General features: G+C 72.6%; 16 protein-coding genes. 13 read left to right on the forward strand and 3 right to left on the reverse strand.

The genetic code is table 11. The features are described 5' to 3' along the window. The first annotated feature begins 27 nt into the window (after positions 1–27). Complete coding sequence (locus tag J5X86_RS42225) at positions 28–1,434, forward strand: aminotransferase class V-fold PLP-dependent enzyme (RefSeq protein ID WP_208521929.1); 1,407 nt, start codon at positions 28–30, stop codon at positions 1,432–1,434. A gap of 117 nt (positions 1,435–1,551) precedes the next feature. Here the strand turns inward: J5X86_RS42225 and J5X86_RS42230 are convergent, their stop codons facing one another. Both J5X86_RS42230 and J5X86_RS42235 read right to left on the reverse strand, forming a co-directional pair. Continuing rightward, entirely contained in the window at positions 1,552–1,833 is a 282-nt protein-coding gene (locus tag J5X86_RS42230) for an Lrp/AsnC family transcriptional regulator (protein WP_014060065.1), read from the reverse strand. Further along, a complete protein-coding gene (locus J5X86_RS42235) occupies positions 1,830–2,564 on the reverse strand; it encodes a rhomboid family intramembrane serine protease (protein WP_208521930.1) in 735 nt (244 codons plus the stop codon). Before J5X86_RS42235 ends, J5X86_RS42230 begins: the two co-directional genes overlap by 4 nt. A gap of 153 nt (positions 2,565–2,717) precedes the next feature. Here J5X86_RS42235 and J5X86_RS42240 point away from each other — a divergent pair, with 153 nt between their 5' ends. The 6 genes from J5X86_RS42240 to J5X86_RS42265 all read left to right on the forward strand — a co-directional run bounded on the left by J5X86_RS42240 (position 2,718) and on the right by J5X86_RS42265 (position 9,572). Then, entirely contained in the window at positions 2,718–2,963 is a 246-nt protein-coding gene (locus tag J5X86_RS42240) for a hypothetical protein (protein ID WP_208521931.1), read from the forward strand. Between the two features lie 17 nt (positions 2,964–2,980). Then, positions 2,981–4,342, forward strand: a complete 1,362-nt coding sequence (locus tag J5X86_RS42245; RefSeq protein ID WP_208521932.1) for an NYN domain-containing protein — start codon at positions 2,981–2,983, stop codon at positions 4,340–4,342. Between the two features lie 323 nt (positions 4,343–4,665). After that, positions 4,666–5,691, forward strand: coding sequence for an NlpC/P60 family protein (locus tag J5X86_RS42250; RefSeq protein ID WP_078640969.1), 1,026 nt, complete (start codon positions 4,666–4,668; stop codon positions 5,689–5,691). A 231-nt stretch (positions 5,692–5,922) separates the two neighbouring features. Next, positions 5,923–7,053, forward strand: coding sequence for an NlpC/P60 family protein (locus tag J5X86_RS42255; RefSeq protein WP_208521933.1), 1,131 nt, complete (start codon positions 5,923–5,925; stop codon positions 7,051–7,053). Between the two features lie 70 nt (positions 7,054–7,123). Continuing rightward, positions 7,124–8,359 (forward strand): hypothetical protein, encoded by a 1,236-nt coding sequence (locus tag J5X86_RS42260; protein WP_374229390.1) that lies wholly within the window; start codon positions 7,124–7,126, stop codon positions 8,357–8,359. A gap of 70 nt (positions 8,360–8,429) precedes the next feature. Next, complete coding sequence (locus J5X86_RS42265; RefSeq protein WP_208521934.1) at positions 8,430–9,572, forward strand: glycosyltransferase family 4 protein; 1,143 nt, start codon at positions 8,430–8,432, stop codon at positions 9,570–9,572. Positions 9,573–9,681: 109 nt separating this feature from the next. On the opposite strand, the gene J5X86_RS42270 is transcribed toward J5X86_RS42265, so the two are convergent. After that, entirely contained in the window at positions 9,682–11,478 is a 1,797-nt protein-coding gene (locus J5X86_RS42270) for a long-chain fatty acid--CoA ligase (protein WP_208521935.1), read from the reverse strand. Positions 11,479–11,730: 252 nt separating this feature from the next. Between J5X86_RS42270 and J5X86_RS42275 the strand changes: the two genes are divergently transcribed. The 6 genes from J5X86_RS42275 (at position 11,731) to J5X86_RS42300 (ending at position 16,901) form a co-directional block, all read left to right on the forward strand. Beyond that, positions 11,731–12,492 carry a metallophosphoesterase gene (locus tag J5X86_RS42275; RefSeq protein ID WP_208521936.1) on the forward strand — a complete coding sequence of 254 codons (762 nt, stop codon included), beginning with the start codon at positions 11,731–11,733 and terminating at the stop codon, positions 12,490–12,492. A gap of 66 nt (positions 12,493–12,558) precedes the next feature. Next, positions 12,559–12,999: an SRPBCC family protein gene (locus tag J5X86_RS42280; protein ID WP_014060055.1), complete on the forward strand. Its 441-nt coding sequence runs from the start codon at positions 12,559–12,561 to the stop codon at positions 12,997–12,999. 127 nt (positions 13,000–13,126) lie between these two features. Then, positions 13,127–14,443 (forward strand): ArsA family ATPase, encoded by a 1,317-nt coding sequence (locus J5X86_RS42285; protein WP_208521937.1) that lies wholly within the window; start codon positions 13,127–13,129, stop codon positions 14,441–14,443. A gap of 143 nt (positions 14,444–14,586) precedes the next feature. After that, entirely contained in the window at positions 14,587–15,060 is a 474-nt protein-coding gene (locus tag J5X86_RS42290) for a DUF5304 domain-containing protein (RefSeq protein WP_208521938.1), read from the forward strand. Between the two features lie 57 nt (positions 15,061–15,117). Continuing rightward, positions 15,118–16,059 carry an ROK family glucokinase gene (locus J5X86_RS42295; RefSeq protein ID WP_078640961.1) on the forward strand — a complete coding sequence of 314 codons (942 nt, stop codon included), beginning with the start codon at positions 15,118–15,120 and terminating at the stop codon, positions 16,057–16,059. Between the two features lie 23 nt (positions 16,060–16,082). Beyond that, complete coding sequence (locus J5X86_RS42300; protein WP_208521939.1) at positions 16,083–16,901, forward strand: endonuclease/exonuclease/phosphatase family protein; 819 nt, start codon at positions 16,083–16,085, stop codon at positions 16,899–16,901. Positions 16,902–16,918 lie beyond the last annotated feature (17 nt).

The raw sequence follows: 16,918 nt of genomic DNA on the forward strand, positions 1-16,918 counted from the left end.
CCTTCGACCCTCCCGGGAGACTTCGCCATGTCCGCGCGCCCTGCTGCCACCGCTTCCGCCGCCTCCGCTGCCGCTTCCGCCGATTCCTCCGTCGCCGCCTGTGAGCCGCTGCCCGTGCTGGGCAGCGATGTCCTGGTGCCCCTGGTCACCGGGGGCGAGGTGACCTACGCGGCGCTCGACTACGCCGCCAGCGCCCCCGCGCTGCGGCGGGTCTGGGACGACATCGCCGCCTACGCGCCCTACTACGGCAGCGTGCACCGCGGGGCGGGCTACCTCTCGCAGCTCTCCACCGACCTCTTCGAGAACAGCCGTAAGGACGTCGCCGCCTTCCTCGGCTGCCGCGAGGACGACCAGGTCGTCTTCACCCGCTCCACCACCGATTCGCTCAACCTTCTGGCCGCCGTGGCGCCGCGGGGCACCGAGGTCTTCGTCTTCGAGACCGAGCACCACGCCTCGCTGCTGCCGTGGGAGCAGCGGGAGGACGTCACCGTCCGCTACCTCAGCGCCCCGCGCTCCCCGCGGCAGGCGGTGGAGACGCTGGAGAAGGCGCTCGCGGGGCGCGCCGAGGGCCCGGCGTTGGTCTGTGTGACCGGCGCGTCCAATGTGACCGGTGAGCTGTGGCCGGTGCGGGAGCTGGCCGCGGCCGCGCACGCACACGGCGCCCGTATCGTCCTGGACGCCGCGCAGCTCGCCCCCCACCACCCCGTGGACATCGCGGAGGCGGACGTCGACTGGGTGGCCTTCTCCGGGCACAAGCTGTACGCCCCCTTCGGCGCCGGTGTGCTGGCCGGGCGCGCGGACTGGCTGCGGGCGGCCCAGCCGTATCTGGCGGGCGGTGGTGCCAGCCGTAAGGTGACGCGCAGGGACGACGGGGGCGTCGACGTCGAGTGGCACACCACCGCCGCCCGGCACGAGGCGGGCTCGCCGAACGTCATCGGCGTCTACGCGATCGCGTCGGCGTGCAGGGCGCTGGCCGAGGCCGGTTTCGAGGGCCTGGTCGCCCGTGAGCGGGAGCTGATCGAGAAGGTGCGGGCGGGGCTGGCCGAGGTGCCCGAGGTGCGGGTGCTCTCGCTGTTCGGCGACGACGCCCCCCGGGTCGGCGTGCTGTCGTTCGTGGTGGAGGGCTGGAACAGCTCCCACTTCGCGGCGGCGCTCTCCGCGGAGTACGGCATCGGCGTACGCGACGGGCTCTTCTGCGCGCATCCGCTGGTCCGCACCCTGCTGGACAGCGAGCCCGACGAGCCGGGCGAATGCGGCGCGCCGGAGGCCGCGCCGGGGGAGCGTTCGCTGAACGCGATCCGGGTCAGCTTCGGGGCGGGCACCCCGGACGAGCATGTCGAGCGGTTCGTGGGCGCCGTGAAGGAGCTGGTGCGCGAGGGTGCCCGGTGGAGCTACCGCACCGAGGACGGCCGCTGCGTCCCGGACCGCGGCTGAGCCCCTGGGCCCGGAGGCGGCGGGGCTGAGGGAGCCGCTGGGCCCCGGGGGTGCCGGGGCCGAAGCGCCGAGGGCGTGGCGCTAGGGCCCTTCTGGCGGATCTCCGTGGGAAGGACCCTAGCCGTCCAGGCCGATCGCGAACGCCGCCTCGAGGTCGTGCTGCGAGTACGTCCGGAAGGCGATGTGCGTCTCGGTCGAGGCCACCCCCGGCAGCTTGCTGATCTGGCCGGTGATGATGTCCGCGAGGTCGTCGTGCCGGGCCACCCGGACCATCGCGATCAGATCGTGTGCGCCGGTGACCGAGTAGACCTCGCTCACGTTCTCCAGCGCGGCGATCTTCTCGGCGGTCTCCGGAATCCGGTCCACGCTGGTCTTGATGAGCACGATCGAAGTGATCACGGCTGGCTTTCTCCCTCACTGGCCCTGGCTGCGCCGCCCACTCTAGTCGTCCGCCCGAACCGGCCCCACGCGTAGAGAAAGCCGAGGGTGAAGCCCACGAGATGGGCGAGATAGGCGACGCCGGGGCGGTCGTCGGCCTGCCGGGCGGCCAGCCACTGGAGGGCCACCCAGAAGATCAGCACCGCCCAGGCCGGGAAGCGCAGCGGCAGAAAGAACAGAAACGGAAAGAGACTGGTCACCCTGGCCCGGGGAAACAGCCACAAGAAGGCGCCGAGCACCCCGGAAATAGACCCGGAGGCGCCCACCAGGGTCTGGGCGGAGTCGGCGTGCGCGGCGGCGTAGCCGAGCAGCGCCAGATAGCCCGTGACCAGGTAGAAGACGGCGAACTGGACCCGTCCCATCCGCTCCTCGGTCATCGCCCCGAAGACGTAGAGAAACAGCATGTTGCCGAGCAAATGCAGCCAGTTTCCGTGCACGAACAGCGCGGTCAGCGGGGCGAGCGGCTGATCGGGGGCGCCGCTCCACAGGGCGCTGGGCACCACTCCCCAGCGCTCGAAGTATGTGGACTGGGCCTCCACCAGCCGCCCGCCCGTGCCATAGCCGGGGTTGAGCCCCGAGGCCGGTCCGATGACGAAGAGCAGGCAGCAGCTGACGATCAGGCCGTATGTCACCCACGGGCGGCCGGGCCCCGCCATCCAGGGGCGGTCGCGCCCCGACGACGTCTCGATCATGGTCAGATCATTCCGTACCGGGTGCAACCTCCACAGAGCGCCTCGCCGCGCTCCTGCCCGGGACGCGGGCGGGACGGGCCCGGCGCGGGGCAAGGCTCAGGCCGTAGGGTTACAGGACGCCGCCGACGAGCCGAGAAGCGAGGACCCGCAATCATGGCCGTGCCCCTGCCGACCGCCCAGACCCGCTGGCGTTGCACACTGTGCGGCAACCTCACCCGGTTCGATGTGACCCGCTCGACCAGAGCCGTGGAGTATGTGCATCTCGACTTGGCCGGGGAACCCAGTGTCGAGGAACGCGAGGTGCTCAGTGAGACCATTGAGTCAGTGCGCTGTCGCTGGTGCAACGCGGTCGACCAGGTTGAACTCGTGGACCGTCCGAGCACCGGCCTGAGCGCCTGAGAACGGAGCGATGACAGGTGGTGGAGCGGACCGGTGACCCCGGGGCGGCCGGTGACGCCGAGGGCGTCACCGAGGCGCTGGACCGCCCGCTGCCGGAAGGAGTGCGGCGGCGGGTGGTGGCGCTGGTCGCGGACGCCTTCGGCGGCCTGACGGTCACCGAGCTGCCCGCCCAGCTGCGGCAGTACGCCCGTTTCACCCCGACCCGCCGCGCCAAGTTCGCGGGCAACGCGATGGCCGCCGCGGTGGAGAGCGACCCCGTCTTCCGGCAGCGGATCGCGGGACGGCTGCGGGAGACGCAGCGGGAGCTGGCCGACGCCATCGAGGGCGGATCGCCGCCCGCCGCGGCCGATCCGGTGGATGTGGCGGCGGTGGCGTATGTGCTGCGGCCGGTGGGCTGGGTCAAGCTGGTCGAGGCGGCGGGCGAGGAGGCCCAGCGGGCCTCCGCCGAGCGGGCCGGTGAGGAGGCGGCGCGCGAGCTGCAGCGGCTGCGCGACGAACTCGCCGAGGCCAAGGCGGCCACCAAGCATGAGACGGAGCGGACGCGCACCGAGTTGGAGGCCGCCCGCAAGGAGAACGACGGGCTGCAGCGCAAGCTGCGCAGCGCGCAGAGCGATGTGCGGCGGGGTGCGGCCGCGGTGCGCAAGGCCGAGGCAGAGCTGGAGTCCGTACGGGCGGAGGCGGCGGCCCGTCAGGCCACCGCGGACAGCGAGGCACGGCGGCTGCGGGCCCGGCTAGCGGAGGCGGAGTCGGCGCTGGAGGCCAGCCGGCGGGCGGTGCGCGAGGGGCGCAGCGTGGAGGACATGCGGCTGCGGCTGCTGCTGGACACGGTGCTGGACGCGGCCCAGGGGCTGCGGCGCGAACTGGCCCTGCCGCCCGCGTCGATGCGCCCGGCGGACACGGTGGACGCCGTGGAGCCGGGGAAGATGACACCGAAGGACATAGCGACCAGGGCGCTGTCGGAGATGGACCCGGCCCTGCTGGACCAGCTGCTCGCGCTGCCGCAGGCGCATCTGGTGGTGGACGGCTACAACGTCACCAAGACCGGCTATCCCACGATGCCGTTGGAGAAGCAGCGGCTGCGGCTGCTGGGCGGTCTCGCGGTGCTCGCGGCCCAGACGGGCGCGGAGATGACCTGTGTCTTCGACGGGGCCGAGCTGGCCGCGCCGGTGCTGCTCGCGCCGCCGCGCGGGGTGCGGGTGCTGTTCAGCAAGCCGGGGGTGACGGCGGACGAATTGATCCGCCAGATCGTACGGGCGGAGCCGCCGGGCCGGCCGGTGGTGGTGGTGTCCACCGACCGCGAGGTGGCCGACGGGGTGGCGCGCGCCGGAGCGCGCCCCGTGGCATCCGCGTTGCTGCTGAAGCGACTTGCCCGTACCTGAGGCGTCGTAGCCCATATCTCCGTTATTCCCGTATCCCCGGATTCCGTGTTTCTGGGACCCGTGTGGTGTCAGCGGAGCGTCAATCGACCATCACTGCCCGTGTGACATTCGTAAAAGATGCGCTTCCGGAGCGACTTTTTTGCCGTTGGGATTTGAACGGATCACGGAGGGGTCACTAAGGTCGGCTCGAACCTTCGCGCGGTTGATCACCCATCCGGGGTGACAGCGGAGGTACCGCCGAGTCCGCGCCCTGTCGCGGAGCCGGGGCTTCACAACCCCACCAACTCCCGGTAGGCGGCTGGAGGAAGAAGGAGCTCGCCTTCGTGGCGTCCCACCGTCGACCCAAGCAGCCGAGCCGCACTCGGGTAACCGTCCTTACCGCGACCGCGGCAGCCGCCGTCGCTCTCACTTCCCAGGCCGCCCAGGCCGCTCCGAAGCAGGACAAGAAGGACGTCAAGGAGCAGGTCGACAAGCTCTACGAAGAGGCGGAGCAGGCGACCGAGAAGTACAACGGCGCCAAGGAGAAGCAGCAGAAGCTGGAGAAGCAGGTCGGCGATCTGCAGGACAAGGTGGCGCGCGGCCAGGAGGACCTGAACAAGCTGCGCAACGGCCTGGGTTCGATGGCCACCGCCCAGTACCGCTCCGGCGGCATCGATCCCTCGGTGCAGCTCCTCCTCTCCTCCGACCCGGACACCTACCTCGAGAAGGCGTCCACCCTCAGCCAGTTGAGCGGCAAGCAGGCCGAGTCCCTGCGGAAGATCGCCGACAAGCAGCGCACCCTCAAGCAGCAGCGCGAGGAGGCGTCCACCAAGCTGCAGGACCTGGCGGACACCCGTAAGGCGCTCGGCAAGAAGAAGGACGAGATCCAGGGCAAGCTGTCCAAGGCCCGGAACCTTCTCAACACTCTGACCGCCAAGGAGCGCGCCAAGATCGCGGCCCAGGACGCGGAGCGCGCCAACCGCTCCAGCAGCCGGGTCGACCTGGGCAACGAGGTGCCCGAGTCGGGGCGTGCCGCTGCCGCGCTCGCCGCCGCCAAGACGAAGATCGGCCTCCCGTACGTCTGGGGCGCGACCGGTCCGTCCTCCTTCGACTGCTCCGGACTCACCGGCTGGGCCTACCAGCAGGCCGGGGTGCAGCTCCCGCGCATCTCCCAGGACCAGGCGAACGCCGGCAGCCGCATCGGCCGCGGTGAGCTCAAGCCGGGCGACCTGGTGCTCTTCTACGGCGACCTGCACCACATAGGTCTCTACGCGGGCAACGGCCAGGTGCTGCACGCGCCCAAGCCCGGTGCCGGTGTGCGCTACGAGTCGATGGACAACATGCCGTTCCAGTTCGGTGTCCGGGTCTGATCCGGAAGACCTGATCAGGAACTGGAAAACGGGTCTCAAACCGCCCCAAGAGCCATCCTTTCGGGCGAATCTCCAGCGCGCTCGCTGATCCCCCGCCCCGCCGGTGACCTGCGTCACTCGGCGGGGCGTCAGTGTCTCCGCACACCACGGCCGTTGGACCGTGGGTAGCCCCACGGCTACTGTCTGCCCGCAGTTCTCAGCCCGACACTGCGGAAGGGAGTGCGGCTACCCATGGCGTCCTGTCGTCGCGTCGCGAAACCCGGGTCCGGCCGGGCCGCCGTCTGGACCGCCGCCTCGGCGGCCGCGGTGGCCTCCGCCGCCGCGCTGTCCGCCGTGGCGGCCGGTGCCGAACCGCATGACCCGGCGGGCCGTCCGGCCGCCCGGTCCGCCGGCGACCGCATCGCCACGCTCTACGCCCAGGCGGAGCGGGCCACCGAGCGCTACAACGCGGCGGCGACGCGCACCCAGGCCCTGCGCCGCGAGGTCGAACGGATCCAGGACCGGGTCGCCCGGGGCCAAGGGCGGGTCAACCGCATGCGGGTGGCGCTCGGCGCCCTCGCGGGCGGGCAGTACCGCACCGGCGGGATCGATCCGGGCCTCGCCCTGCTCCTCTCCGGCGACCCGGTCCAGTACCTCGACAGAGCCGCCACCCTGGAGCGGATCACCAGCCGCCAGGCCGCACAGCTACGGGTGGTGCAGAGCGCCCAGCGCACACTGCGGCAGGAGCGCGCGGAGGCCGCGGCCAAGCTGGTGAAGCTGGAGCACAGCCGCCGGGCCGTGGCCCGCCACAAGCGGGCGGTCCAGCACCGGTTGGCCACCGCGCGGCGGCTGGTGAACGCGCTGCCGCCCAGGGAGCGGGAGACCTATGGGCAGCACCGCGCCTCGCGGGCGGGCGGACGGGAGCCCGGCGCCCTCGCAGGGCTGCCGCCGGGCACCCTCTCGGGTTCCGGTATCGGAACCGGCCCCGGTGAGCTCCCCGGTGGCCGCATCGGCGGGCGGCATGCCGCGCCGTTCTCGGGGCGGGCCGCCGCGGCGTTCGGCGCGGCACGGGCGGCCCTCGGGCTGCCGTACGCATGGGGCCACGCCGGTCCCACCGCCTTCGACTGCTCCGGGCTGACCCAATGGGCCTACGCCCACGCCGGAGTGGCCATTCCGCGCACCTCACAGGCCCAGGCGCACGCCGGGCAGCCGGTGCCGCTGTCCCAGGCCCGCCCCGGCGATCTGGTGGTCTACCGCTCCGACGCCAGCCATGTCGCCATGTACGCGGGCAACGGACAGGTGATCCACGCCCCCTACCCCGGGGCGCGGGTCCGCTACGACCCCGTGGGCATGTTGCCGATCTCTTCCATCACTCGCGTCTGAAGCCGGCGCTCGGGCTCGTACGATCTAAGACGTGGCGGGTCGGTGGAGATCGGGCGGATGGCGGGCGCTGTTGTGCCTGCCGCTGGTGGGCACGTTCACCCTGACCGCGCTGGGCGGCTGCGCCCCCGCCCCCGCGCCCGACGACCCCGAGGGGCGCGACGGCCGGGCCGTGCAGCGCCTGCTGGACCAGCGGGCCGCGGCGGTCCGGGAGCGGGACGCGGACGCCTTCCTCGCCACCGTGGACCGCGGCTCCGCCCGCTATGTGGCCGAGCAGCGGCGGGTGTTCCGGCAGATGTCCGCCGTACCGCTGCGCTCCTGGACCTACCGGCTGGTGCGCACCGGCGGTTTCACCCCCGCGCCGGTCGGCGGGCACAGCCTCGCCGCACAGGTCGAACTCCGGTACCGGCTGGCGGGATACGACACCGCGCCGGTCGTCTCCGCCCAGTACCTGACCCTCGCCCGGCGCGACGGGCGGTGGTACGTCGCCTCCGACGACGGCGTGGTGGACGGCAAGCGCGGTACGGAACAGCTCTGGGACCAGGGCACGGTCGACGTCGTCCGCGGCGCCCACAGCCTCGTCCTGGGCGTCGGCCAGGACCGGCGGGTGCTGCGCGCGGTCGCCGGTATCGCGGACCGGGCGGTGCCCGTCCTCGGCCGGGTCTGGCCCCATGAGTGGGCCGGACGCGTCGTGGTCGAGGTCCCCGACTCCCTGGACCGGATGGCCGCCCTGCTCGGCGCCTCCGCGGACGGCTACCGCGGGATCGCCGCCGTCACCACGGGCGAGGTCGGCGGGGCCGGTGACGAGGCGCCCGCCGACCGGGTGATCGTCAACCCCGAGGCGTACCAGGTCCTCGGCGACTTCGGCCGGCGCGTCGTGATCACCCATGAGACGGCCCATGTCGCCACCCGCACCGCCACCAGCGTCTCCACCCCGCTGTGGCTCTCCGAGGGCTTCGCCGACTGGGTGGGCTACCGCACTCCCGGCCGCACCCCCCGCCAGGTCGCCCCCGAACTCACCGACGCCGTCGTCGCCGGGCGGCTGCCCACCTCGCTGCCGCGCGACGACGACTTCCGCTTCGGCAGCGACCCCGACCGCCTCTCCCGCGCCTATGAACAGGGCTGGCTCGCCTGCCGCCTGATCGCGGACCGGTGGGGCGAGCGGAAGCTGGTCGACTTCTACCGCGCGGTGGGCCGGGCGCCCGAGCGCGCGGGCGCGGTGGAGTCGGCGCTGCGGAAGGTGCTGGGGGTGAGCCTGACGGAGTTCACGGCGCTGTGGCAGAAGTACGTGGCGACCGAGCTGGGCTGAGCGCCGCCCTGGCCCCCGGCGCCGGTGGGCCGGAGCGGGCGCGCCGCGGCACCCGGTACTGTCGGCCACGATGGACAAGACCCTGCTCGTGACCAACGACTTTCCGCCCCGCCCCGGCGGCATCCAGGCGTTTCTGCACAACATCGCGCTGCGCCTCGACCCGGACCGGATCGTCGTCTACGCCTCCACGTGGAAGCGCGGCCAGGAGGGCGCCGAGGCCACCGCCCGCTTCGACGCCGAGCAGCCGTACCAGGTCGTCCGGGACCGGACGACCATGCTGCTGCCCACCCCGAGGGTCACCCGCCGCGCGACCGCGCTGCTGCGGGAGCACGGCTGCACCGCGGTGTGGTTCGGCGCCGCCGCGCCGCTCGGGCTGATGGCCCCCGCGCTGCGCGCGGCGGGGGCGCGGCGGCTGGTGGCCACGACCCACGGCCACGAGGCGGCCTGGGCGCAGTTGCCCGCCGCACGGCGGCTGCTGCGGCGGATCGGCGGGTCCACGGACACCATCACCTATCTCGGTGAGTACACCCGCTCCCGTATCGCCGCCGCGCTCGACCCCCGGGACGCCGCCCGGATGGTGCAACTGCCGCCCGGTGTGGACGAGAAGACCTTCCACCCCGGCTCGGGCGGCGACGAGATCCGGGCCCGCCTCGGCCTCGCCGAGCGGCCCGTCGTGGTGTGCGTCTCCCGGCTGGTGCCGCGCAAGGGGCAGGACACGCTGATCCGGGCCATGCCGCGGATCCTGAAGCGGGTGCCGGACGCGGTGCTGCTGATCGTCGGCGGCGGGCCGTACGCGAAGGACCTGCGCCGGCTCGCGGAGACCGAGGGCGTGGCCGACTCCGTACGGTTCACCGGCCCCGTGCCCTGGGAGGAGCTGCCCGCCCACTACGGCGCGGGCGACGTCTTCGCCATGCCCTGCCGCACCCGCCGCGGCGGGCTGGACGTCGAGGGCCTCGGCATCGTCTATCTGGAGGCGTCCGCGACCGGTCTGCCGGTCGTCGCCGGGGACTCGGGCGGGGCGCCGGACGCGGTGCTGGACGGGGAGACCGGGTGGGTCGTCCGGGGCGGCTCCGCCGAGCAGAGCGCTGAGCGCGTCGTGACCCTGCTGGAGGACGCCGAGCTGCGCCGCCGCATGGGCGAGCGGGGCCGCGCCTGGGTGGAGGAGCGCTGGCGCTGGGATCTGCTGGCCGACCGCCTGAAGTCGCTGCTGTGACGGTCCCCGACGCCGGGCCGTGACGGTCCCCGACGTCGGGCCGTGGCGGTCCCTGAGGTCGCTGTTGTGACGGTCCGGGCCCGGGGCATCGGCCCGGGCCCCGCCGTCGTCAGCCGCGGTAGATGGCCTCGATCTCGGACGCGAAGTCCTTCGCCACCACGTTCCGCTTCAGCTTCAGCGAGGGCGTCACATGCCCGGAGTCCTCGGTGAACTGCGTCGCCAGGACGCGGAACTTGCGCACCGACTCCGCCTTGGACACCGCCGCGTTGCCGTCCTCCACCGCCTGCTGGATCTCGGCCAGCAGCTCGGGGTCCTCGCGCAGCTCGGCCACCGTCACACCCTCGGGCTTGCCGTGCTCGGCCGCCCAGCGCGGCAGGAACTCCTCGTCCACCGTGATCAGCGCGCCCACGAAGGGACGGCCGTCGCCGACGACCATGCACTCGGCGACCAGGGCATGGGCGCGGATCCGGTCCTCGATCACCGCCGGGGCGACGTTCTTGCCGCCCGCGGTGACGATGATCTCCTTCTTGCGGCCGGTGATGGTGAGGTAGCCGTCCTCGTCGAGCGTGCCCACGTCCCCGGTGTGGAACCAGCCGTCCGACAACGCGTCGGCCGTGGCCGTCTCGTTGTTCCAGTACTCGGTGAAGAGGTGCTCGCCGTGCAGCAGCACCTCGCCGTCGTCGGCGATGCGCACCACCGTGCCCGGCATCGGCTGCCCGACCGAGCCGATCTTCTGCCGGTCCCAGGGGTTGAAGGTGGTCGCCGCGCAGGACTCCGTCAGGCCGTACCCCTCCAGTACCGTGAAGCCGATGCCCCGGTAGAAGTGGCCCAGCCGCGCGCCCAGCGGCGCCCCGCCGGAGATGGCGTGGGTGGCCCGGCCGCCCAGCACGGCGCGCAGCTTGCTGTAGACCAGCCGGTCGAAGACCTTGTGCTTGAACCGGAGCCCGAAGGACGGTCCGCCCGGGGCGTCCAGCGCCTGGCTGTACTCGATGGCGGTGTCGGCCGCCTTGTCGAAGATCTTGCCCTTGCCCTCGGACTGGGCCTTCGCCCGCGCCGAGTTGTAGACCTTCTCGAAGACGCGCGGCACGCCCAGCACCAAGGTGGGCCGGAACGCGGCGAGTTCGTCGGTCAGGGACTTCACATCCGGCACATGGCCGAGCTTGATCGGCGCCAGCACCGCCGCGATCTCCACCAGCCGCCCGAAGACATGGGCCTCGGGGAGGAACAGCAGCACCGACGACTCACCGGTGTTGAAGATCGGCTTGAGCCGTGCCACCGCGTTGCCGCATTCGGCGAAGAAGCTGCGGTGCGAGAGCACACAGCCCTTGGGGCGGCCCGTGGTGCCGGAGGTGTAGACGATGGTGGCGGGGGAGTCGGCGTTGGCGATCGAGGAGCGCTCGTCCACCTTCTCCTCGGGCACGTCCGCGCCCAGCTTCCGCAGCGTCTCGATGGCATCGCCTTCGATCCGCCAGACATGCTTCAGGGTGGGCAGGCTGTCCCGGATGGCCTCGACGGCGGCCTCGTGGACCCCGGTCTCGACCAGCGCGGCCACCGCGCCCGAATCGCTGAGGATCCACTGGATCTGCTCCGGTGAACTCGTCTCGTACACCGGCACGGTGACCCCGCCGGCGCTCCAGATGGCGAAGTCCAGCAGTGTCCATTCGTAGCGGGTCCGCGACATCAGGCCGACCCGGTCGCCCGGCTCGACCCCGGCCGCGATCAGGCCCTTGGCGGCGGCCCGCACTTCGGCCAGGAACGCGGTCGCGGTCACGTCCTCCCATTGGCCGTCGACCTTGCGGCCGACCACGGCGACATCGGGATGCTGTGCGGCATTGCGGCGGATGAGATCCGTCAGATTGCCGTCGGCCGGAACCTCGTACAGGGCCGGAAGGCTGAACTCGCGCAAGACTGCTGCTCCTCGTGGGGCGCCGGCGCCGCTACAGGGCATGGGGGGTGGTGGACGGCCCGGACGTTACCCATCGGTACGCTTCCGGGATAGGGGTTCCTGCCCAGATGTTTGATGCGTCACACACCGCCTTCATGCTGCCCGCAGACTAGTCGACGGACGCCGCGGCCGCTAAGGAACCGCAGGTGGACGCGGGTCGCTGCAGGCAGAACACCTTACGGGCACGGGCCCTTTCGTCTTAGGGTGACATGCATGCGAGTCCACGTGGTGAGTGACGTGCACGGCAACAGTGAGGACCTCGAGAAGGCCGGTGCCGGGGCGGACGCCCTGATCTGCCTCGGCGACCTCGTGCTCTTCCTCGACTACGCCGATCACACCCGTGGCATCTTCCCCGATCTCTTCGGGGTCGAGAACGCCGACCGCCTCGTCGAGCTGCGCACCGCCCGCCGGTTCGAGGAGGCCCGGGTGTTCGGCGACCGGCTGTGGGCGGGGATCGACCGCCACACGGCGATAGAGTCCGCGATCCGCCGCCAGTACGCCGCGCTCTTCGCCGCGTTCCCCACTCCGACGTACGCCACCTACGGAAATGTCGACATGCCGTCACTGTGGCCGGAGTACGCCCAGTCCGGTACCACCGTCCTCGACGGCGAGCGCGCCGAGATCGGCGGGCTGGTCTTCGGTTTCGTGGGCGGCGGGCTGCGCACCCCGATGCGCACCCCCTACGAGGTTGACGACGAGACCTACGCGGCGAAGATCGCGGCGCTCGGCGAGGTGGATGTGCTCTGTACCCACATCCCGCCGGAGGTGCCCGACCTCTGCTACGACACCGTCGCCCGCCGCTTCGAGCGCGGCAGCACCGCCCTTCTAGAGGCGATCCACACCGTCCGTCCCAAGTACGCCCTCTTCGGCCATGTCCATCAGCCGCTCGTCCGCCGTATGCGGATCGGCGCCACCGAGTGCGTCAATGTCGGACACTTCGCCTCTTCCGGCACCCCCTGGGCCCTGGAGTGGTGACGCGCGCGCGGTAGCCTTCAGCGGCAGAGAGCTCATGCGGCGGACCGGTACGGAGGAGCCACGGCGATGGCGGAACACACCAGCTCGAGCATCACGATCGAGGCGGCCCCGGCCGACGTGATGGAGGTGATCGCCGACTTCGACCGTTACCCGGAGTGGTCCGGTGAGGTGAAGGAGGCCGACATCCTCACCAAGGACGACCGGGGGCGCGCCGAGCAGGTGCGGATGCTGCTCGACGCCGGGGCGATCAAGGACGACTACACCCTCCAGTACAGCTGGACCGGAGACGACCAGGTCAACTGGTCCCTGGTCAAGTCCCAGATGCTGCGCACCCTTGACGGCTCCTACCGGCTGTCGGCGCGCGACGGCGGCAAGAGCACCGAGGTGACCTACCAGCTCACGGTCGACGTCAAGATCCCCATGCTGGGCATGATCAAGCGCAAGGCCGAGAAGGTCATCATCGACCGTGCGCTCGCGGGCCTGAAGAAGCGCGTCGAGAGCGCCTGACCCGGGCGGACCACCCCGGGCCCCGACGGTGTCCGGGGTGGTCCGCGGCGCGGGGTACGCTCCGGCCGGGCGGATCATCCAACCCGCGCCGCGCATCTGACGCACCACCCTGCCGGAGGCTCCCTTCATGCGTACGGTCCTCGTCACCGGTACCGGCGGCGCGGGCCGCACCACCGTGGCCGCCGCGACCGCCCTCGCCGCCGCCCGTGAGGGGCAGCGGACGCTGCTGCTCACCGCCGACCCGGACGGCACCCCCGAGGCGCTGCTCGGCATCCGCGCGCTGCGGTCCGCCCCCGGGCGGTCGGCGGACCGGCTGCCGTGGTCCGTACCCGTCGAGCTCGCCCCCGGGGTGTGGGCCGCGCGGATCATCACGGACGAGTGGTTCCGTAGTGAGCTCACCGCCCTGCAGGACCGCGGCCACGGCCTGCTCGACCTGCTCGGCGCGACCCCGCTGGACGGCGAGGAGCTGACCCCCCTCCCCGGGGTGGAGTCCCTCGCGCTGCTGCGCGCCCTGCGTGCCGCCCAGACCGCCCCGCCCGGCACCGGCTGGGACGTCCTCGTCGTCGACATGCCGCCCGCGCCGGACACCGTCGCGCTGCTCGCGCTGCCCGAGCAGCTACGGCGCTATCTGCGGCGGCTGCTGCCCGCCGAGCGGCAGGCGGCTCGTGCGCTGCGGCCGATGCTCGCCCAGCTCGCGGGGGTGCCGATGCCCGCGCAGAAGCTGTACGAGACGGCCGAGCGCTGGGAGCGGGAACTGGCCGCCGTCCAGGGGGTGATCGAGTCCGAGGCCACGACGGTACGGCTGGTCGTGGAGCCCGGGCCGCTCGCCGACCGGGCGCTGCGCACCGCCCGCGCCGGTCTGGCGCTGCACGGCTGCCGGGTGGAGGCGGTGATCGCGAACCGGCTGCTGCCCACCGGGACCTCCGACCCCTGGCTCGCCGCGCTCTCCGGCCAGCAGCAGGACGCGCTCAAGGAGCTGTACGAGCAGTGGGCGCCCGCCGTCCCGGTCCGCGAGCTGCCGCATCTGGGCCGCGATCCGCACGGCGTCGGTGACGCGCGGGGCGCGGAGCCGAGGCCCGGCGAGAACGGTGCGGACGGTGTGGATGCCCAGCGCGCCCCGGCCGGGCTCGCCGCGCTCGCCGGGGCCGTCGGGGCCCCCGGGGCGCGGCCCGACCGGCCCGCCCCCGACCCCTGGACCGTCGAGGACCGGCTGGCCGACGACGGGGTGCTGCTGTGGCGGCTGCCGCTGCCCGGCGCCGACCGCGACGGGCTCGGACTGGTGCGCCGGGGCGACGAACTGATCGTCAGCGTCGGCCCGTTCCACCGGATGCTGCCGCTGCCGTCCGCCCTGCGCCGCTGCACCGTCTCCGGCGCCGGGCTGCGCGACGGATGGCTCCAGGTCCGCTTCACCCCCGACCCCGACCTGTGGCCGAAGCGGCTCTGAATCCGGCTCCGGCCTCGGCCGGTCCCCGGCTCCGGTCCTGGCCGGTCCCGGGCTCTGACCCCGTCCCCCTCCTTCGGGTAACGTCGGTCACAAGCCCGGATGAACAGGCCGGGCAGCCAGCATCCCCGCCGCAGGAGTTCGCCATGAGCGATGCCACCGAGCGCCCCGCAGAGCCCCCGCTCACCGATGTACCGGTCACCGAGATGGACCCCGACGCCTGGGAGCAGGCGTGTGCCGAGGACCTCGCCGCCGAGCGGGCCAGGCGGCGGACCCGGCAGACCGCCGAGGAGCCGGGGAGTGTCGCCGAGGAGTTCCTCAAGCTGGCCGACGCGCTCGCCGACAAGGTCGCCGGGCTCCAGGCGCCGATCGCCGGGACGGCGGTTCAGGGGGCCGTACAACAATTGATCGAACAGGCGAAGGCCGCGGCGGAACCGGTCATAGAGCGCAATCCCGATGTTTTCGAACACCTCGCCAGCGCCGGTTCCGAGCTGCTCGCCGCCTATCGCGCCGCCGTGACCGGCCAGGAGCGGCGCTGGACCCAGGGCGCCGAGGGCAGCTCCAAGGATCGCGGCGAGGAATCGACGAGTTCGAGTAGTGAACACATCGACCTCGACTGAGCGCCACCTCCGGTACCGTTAGCGTCGGCGGGGTTCGACCAAATAACTGAGGGACTCATGGGACTCACCATCGGCGTCGACATCGGCGGTACGAAGATCGCGGCCGGCGTGGTCGACGAAGAGGGCTCGATTCTCGAGACGAGCCAGGTTTCGACCCCGCAGACTCCCGAGGGAGTCGTCGACGCCATCGCGGACGCGGTGCGCATCGTCAGCGAGGGACACGAGATCGAGGCCGTCGGCATCGGCGCGGCCGGATATGTGGACGACAAGCGCGCCACCGTGCTCTTCGCGCCCAACATCAACTGGCGGCACGAGGCGCTCAAGGACAAGGTCGAGCAGCGCGTCGGCCTGCCCGTCGTGGTGGAGAACGACGCCAACGCCGCCGCCTGGGGCGAATACCGCTTCGGCGCCGGGGTCGGCCATGACGACGTCGTATGCATCACGCTCGGCACCGGCCTCGGCGGCGGCATCATCATCGGCGGCAAGCTGCACCGCGGCCGCTTCGGCGTCGCGGCCGAGTTCGGCCACATAAGGGTCGTCCCCGACGGTCTGCTGTGCGGCTGTGGCAGCCAGGGCTGCTGGGAGCAGTACGCCTCCGGCCGTGCGCTGGTCCGCTACGCCAGGCAGCGCGCCGCCGCCACCCCGGAGAACGCCACGGTCCTCCTCGGCCTCGGCGACGGCACCTCCGAGGGCATCGAGGGCAAGCACATCAGCGACGCCGCCCGCCAGGGCGACCCGGTGGCCATCGACTCCTTCCGTGAGCTGGCCCGCTGGGCCGGAGCCGGGCTGGCCGACCTCGCCTCGCTCTTCGACCCCTCGGCGTTCATCGTCGGCGGCGGGGTCTCCGACGAGGGCGATCTGGTCCTGGAGCCGATCCGCAAGTCCTTCCGGCGCTGGCTGGTCGGCAATCAGTGGCGTCCGCACGCCCAGGTGCTCGCCGCCCAGCTCGGCGGCAAGGCCGGGCTCGTCGGCGCCGCCGACCTGGCCCGCCAGGGCTGAGAGGCGAGGGGGGAACCGTCATCGTGCCGCTCGCGGACCTGCCCGGATCCACCACCGGCCCGGACGCGGCCGTGGTGCGGGTGCTCAGCTACAACATCCGCTCGATGCGTGACGACCGCGAGGCGCTGGCCCGGGTGATCCGGGCCTGCACCCCCGATGTCGTCTGCGTCCAGGAGGCGCCGCGCTTCTTCCGCTGGCGCAAGGCCGCCGCCTGGCTGGCCCGGGAGACCGGCCTCGTCTACACCACGGGCGGGGCCACCGCCGCCGGCCCGATGATCCTCACCTCGCTGCGCGCCCATGTGGAGCACGCCGAGGACACCCTGCTGCCCCGCGTGCCCGGGCTGCACCAGCGCGGTTTCGCGACCGCCGTGCTGCGCTTCGGCGGCGGCCACCGCGACCCCGGCGCCCGGGAGAGCGGCGACGGCGCCCCGGAGAGCGCCGACGGCGTCCGGCTCGGTGTGGTCAGCTGCCATCTGAGCCTCGCGGAGGCCGAGCGCTACGAGCAGGCCGGGCTGCTGCTGGACCATCTGGCCGCGCTGGACGTCCCGTACGCCATCGCGGCCGGAGACATCAACGACCGGCCGGACGGCCTCGCCTTCCGCCGGATCGCGGGGAAGCTGCGGGACGGCTGGGCCACCGAGCCCTGGGGGAGCGAGGCCACCTCGAACCCCAAGGACCCGCATCAGCGCATCGACGCCGTCTTCGCCTCCGAGGGCGTCGAGATCATCGGCTGTGGGGTCCCGACCGGGCTGCCCGGCATCACCGACACGGACCTTCTGGCGGCCACGGACCACCTTCCGGTCCTGGCCGCGCTCCGGCTGCCCCGCGTCGCCCCGGTCTGAGGCCGATCGCCCCCGGC

It is taken from the genome of Streptomyces sp. NEAU-YJ-81, assembly GCF_017592595.1.
GTDB lineage: Bacteria > Actinomycetota > Actinomycetes > Streptomycetales > Streptomycetaceae > Streptomyces > Streptomyces hygroscopicus_B.

Excerpts from the sequence above, each read along its gene's own strand:
- J5X86_RS42235 (WP_208521930.1), bottom strand. The coding sequence starts at position 2,564 with ATGATCGAGACGTCGTCGGGGCGCGACCGCCCCTGGATGGCGGGGCCC.
- J5X86_RS42225 (WP_208521929.1), top strand. The coding sequence starts at position 28 with ATGTCCGCGCGCCCTGCTGCCACCGCTTCCGCCGCCTCCGCTGCCGCT.
- J5X86_RS42295 (WP_078640961.1), top strand. The coding sequence starts at position 15,118 with ATGGGACTCACCATCGGCGTCGACATCGGCGGTACGAAGATCGCGGCC.
- J5X86_RS42240 (WP_208521931.1), top strand. The coding sequence starts at position 2,718 with ATGGCCGTGCCCCTGCCGACCGCCCAGACCCGCTGGCGTTGCACACTG.
- J5X86_RS42280 (WP_014060055.1), top strand. The coding sequence starts at position 12,559 with ATGGCGGAACACACCAGCTCGAGCATCACGATCGAGGCGGCCCCGGCC.
- J5X86_RS42255 (WP_208521933.1), top strand. The coding sequence starts at position 5,923 with ATGGCGTCCTGTCGTCGCGTCGCGAAACCCGGGTCCGGCCGGGCCGCC.
- J5X86_RS42275 (WP_208521936.1), top strand. The coding sequence starts at position 11,731 with ATGCGAGTCCACGTGGTGAGTGACGTGCACGGCAACAGTGAGGACCTC.
- J5X86_RS42265 (WP_208521934.1), top strand. The coding sequence starts at position 8,430 with ATGGACAAGACCCTGCTCGTGACCAACGACTTTCCGCCCCGCCCCGGC.
- J5X86_RS42285 (WP_208521937.1), top strand. The coding sequence starts at position 13,127 with ATGCGTACGGTCCTCGTCACCGGTACCGGCGGCGCGGGCCGCACCACC.
- J5X86_RS42290 (WP_208521938.1), top strand. The coding sequence starts at position 14,587 with ATGAGCGATGCCACCGAGCGCCCCGCAGAGCCCCCGCTCACCGATGTA.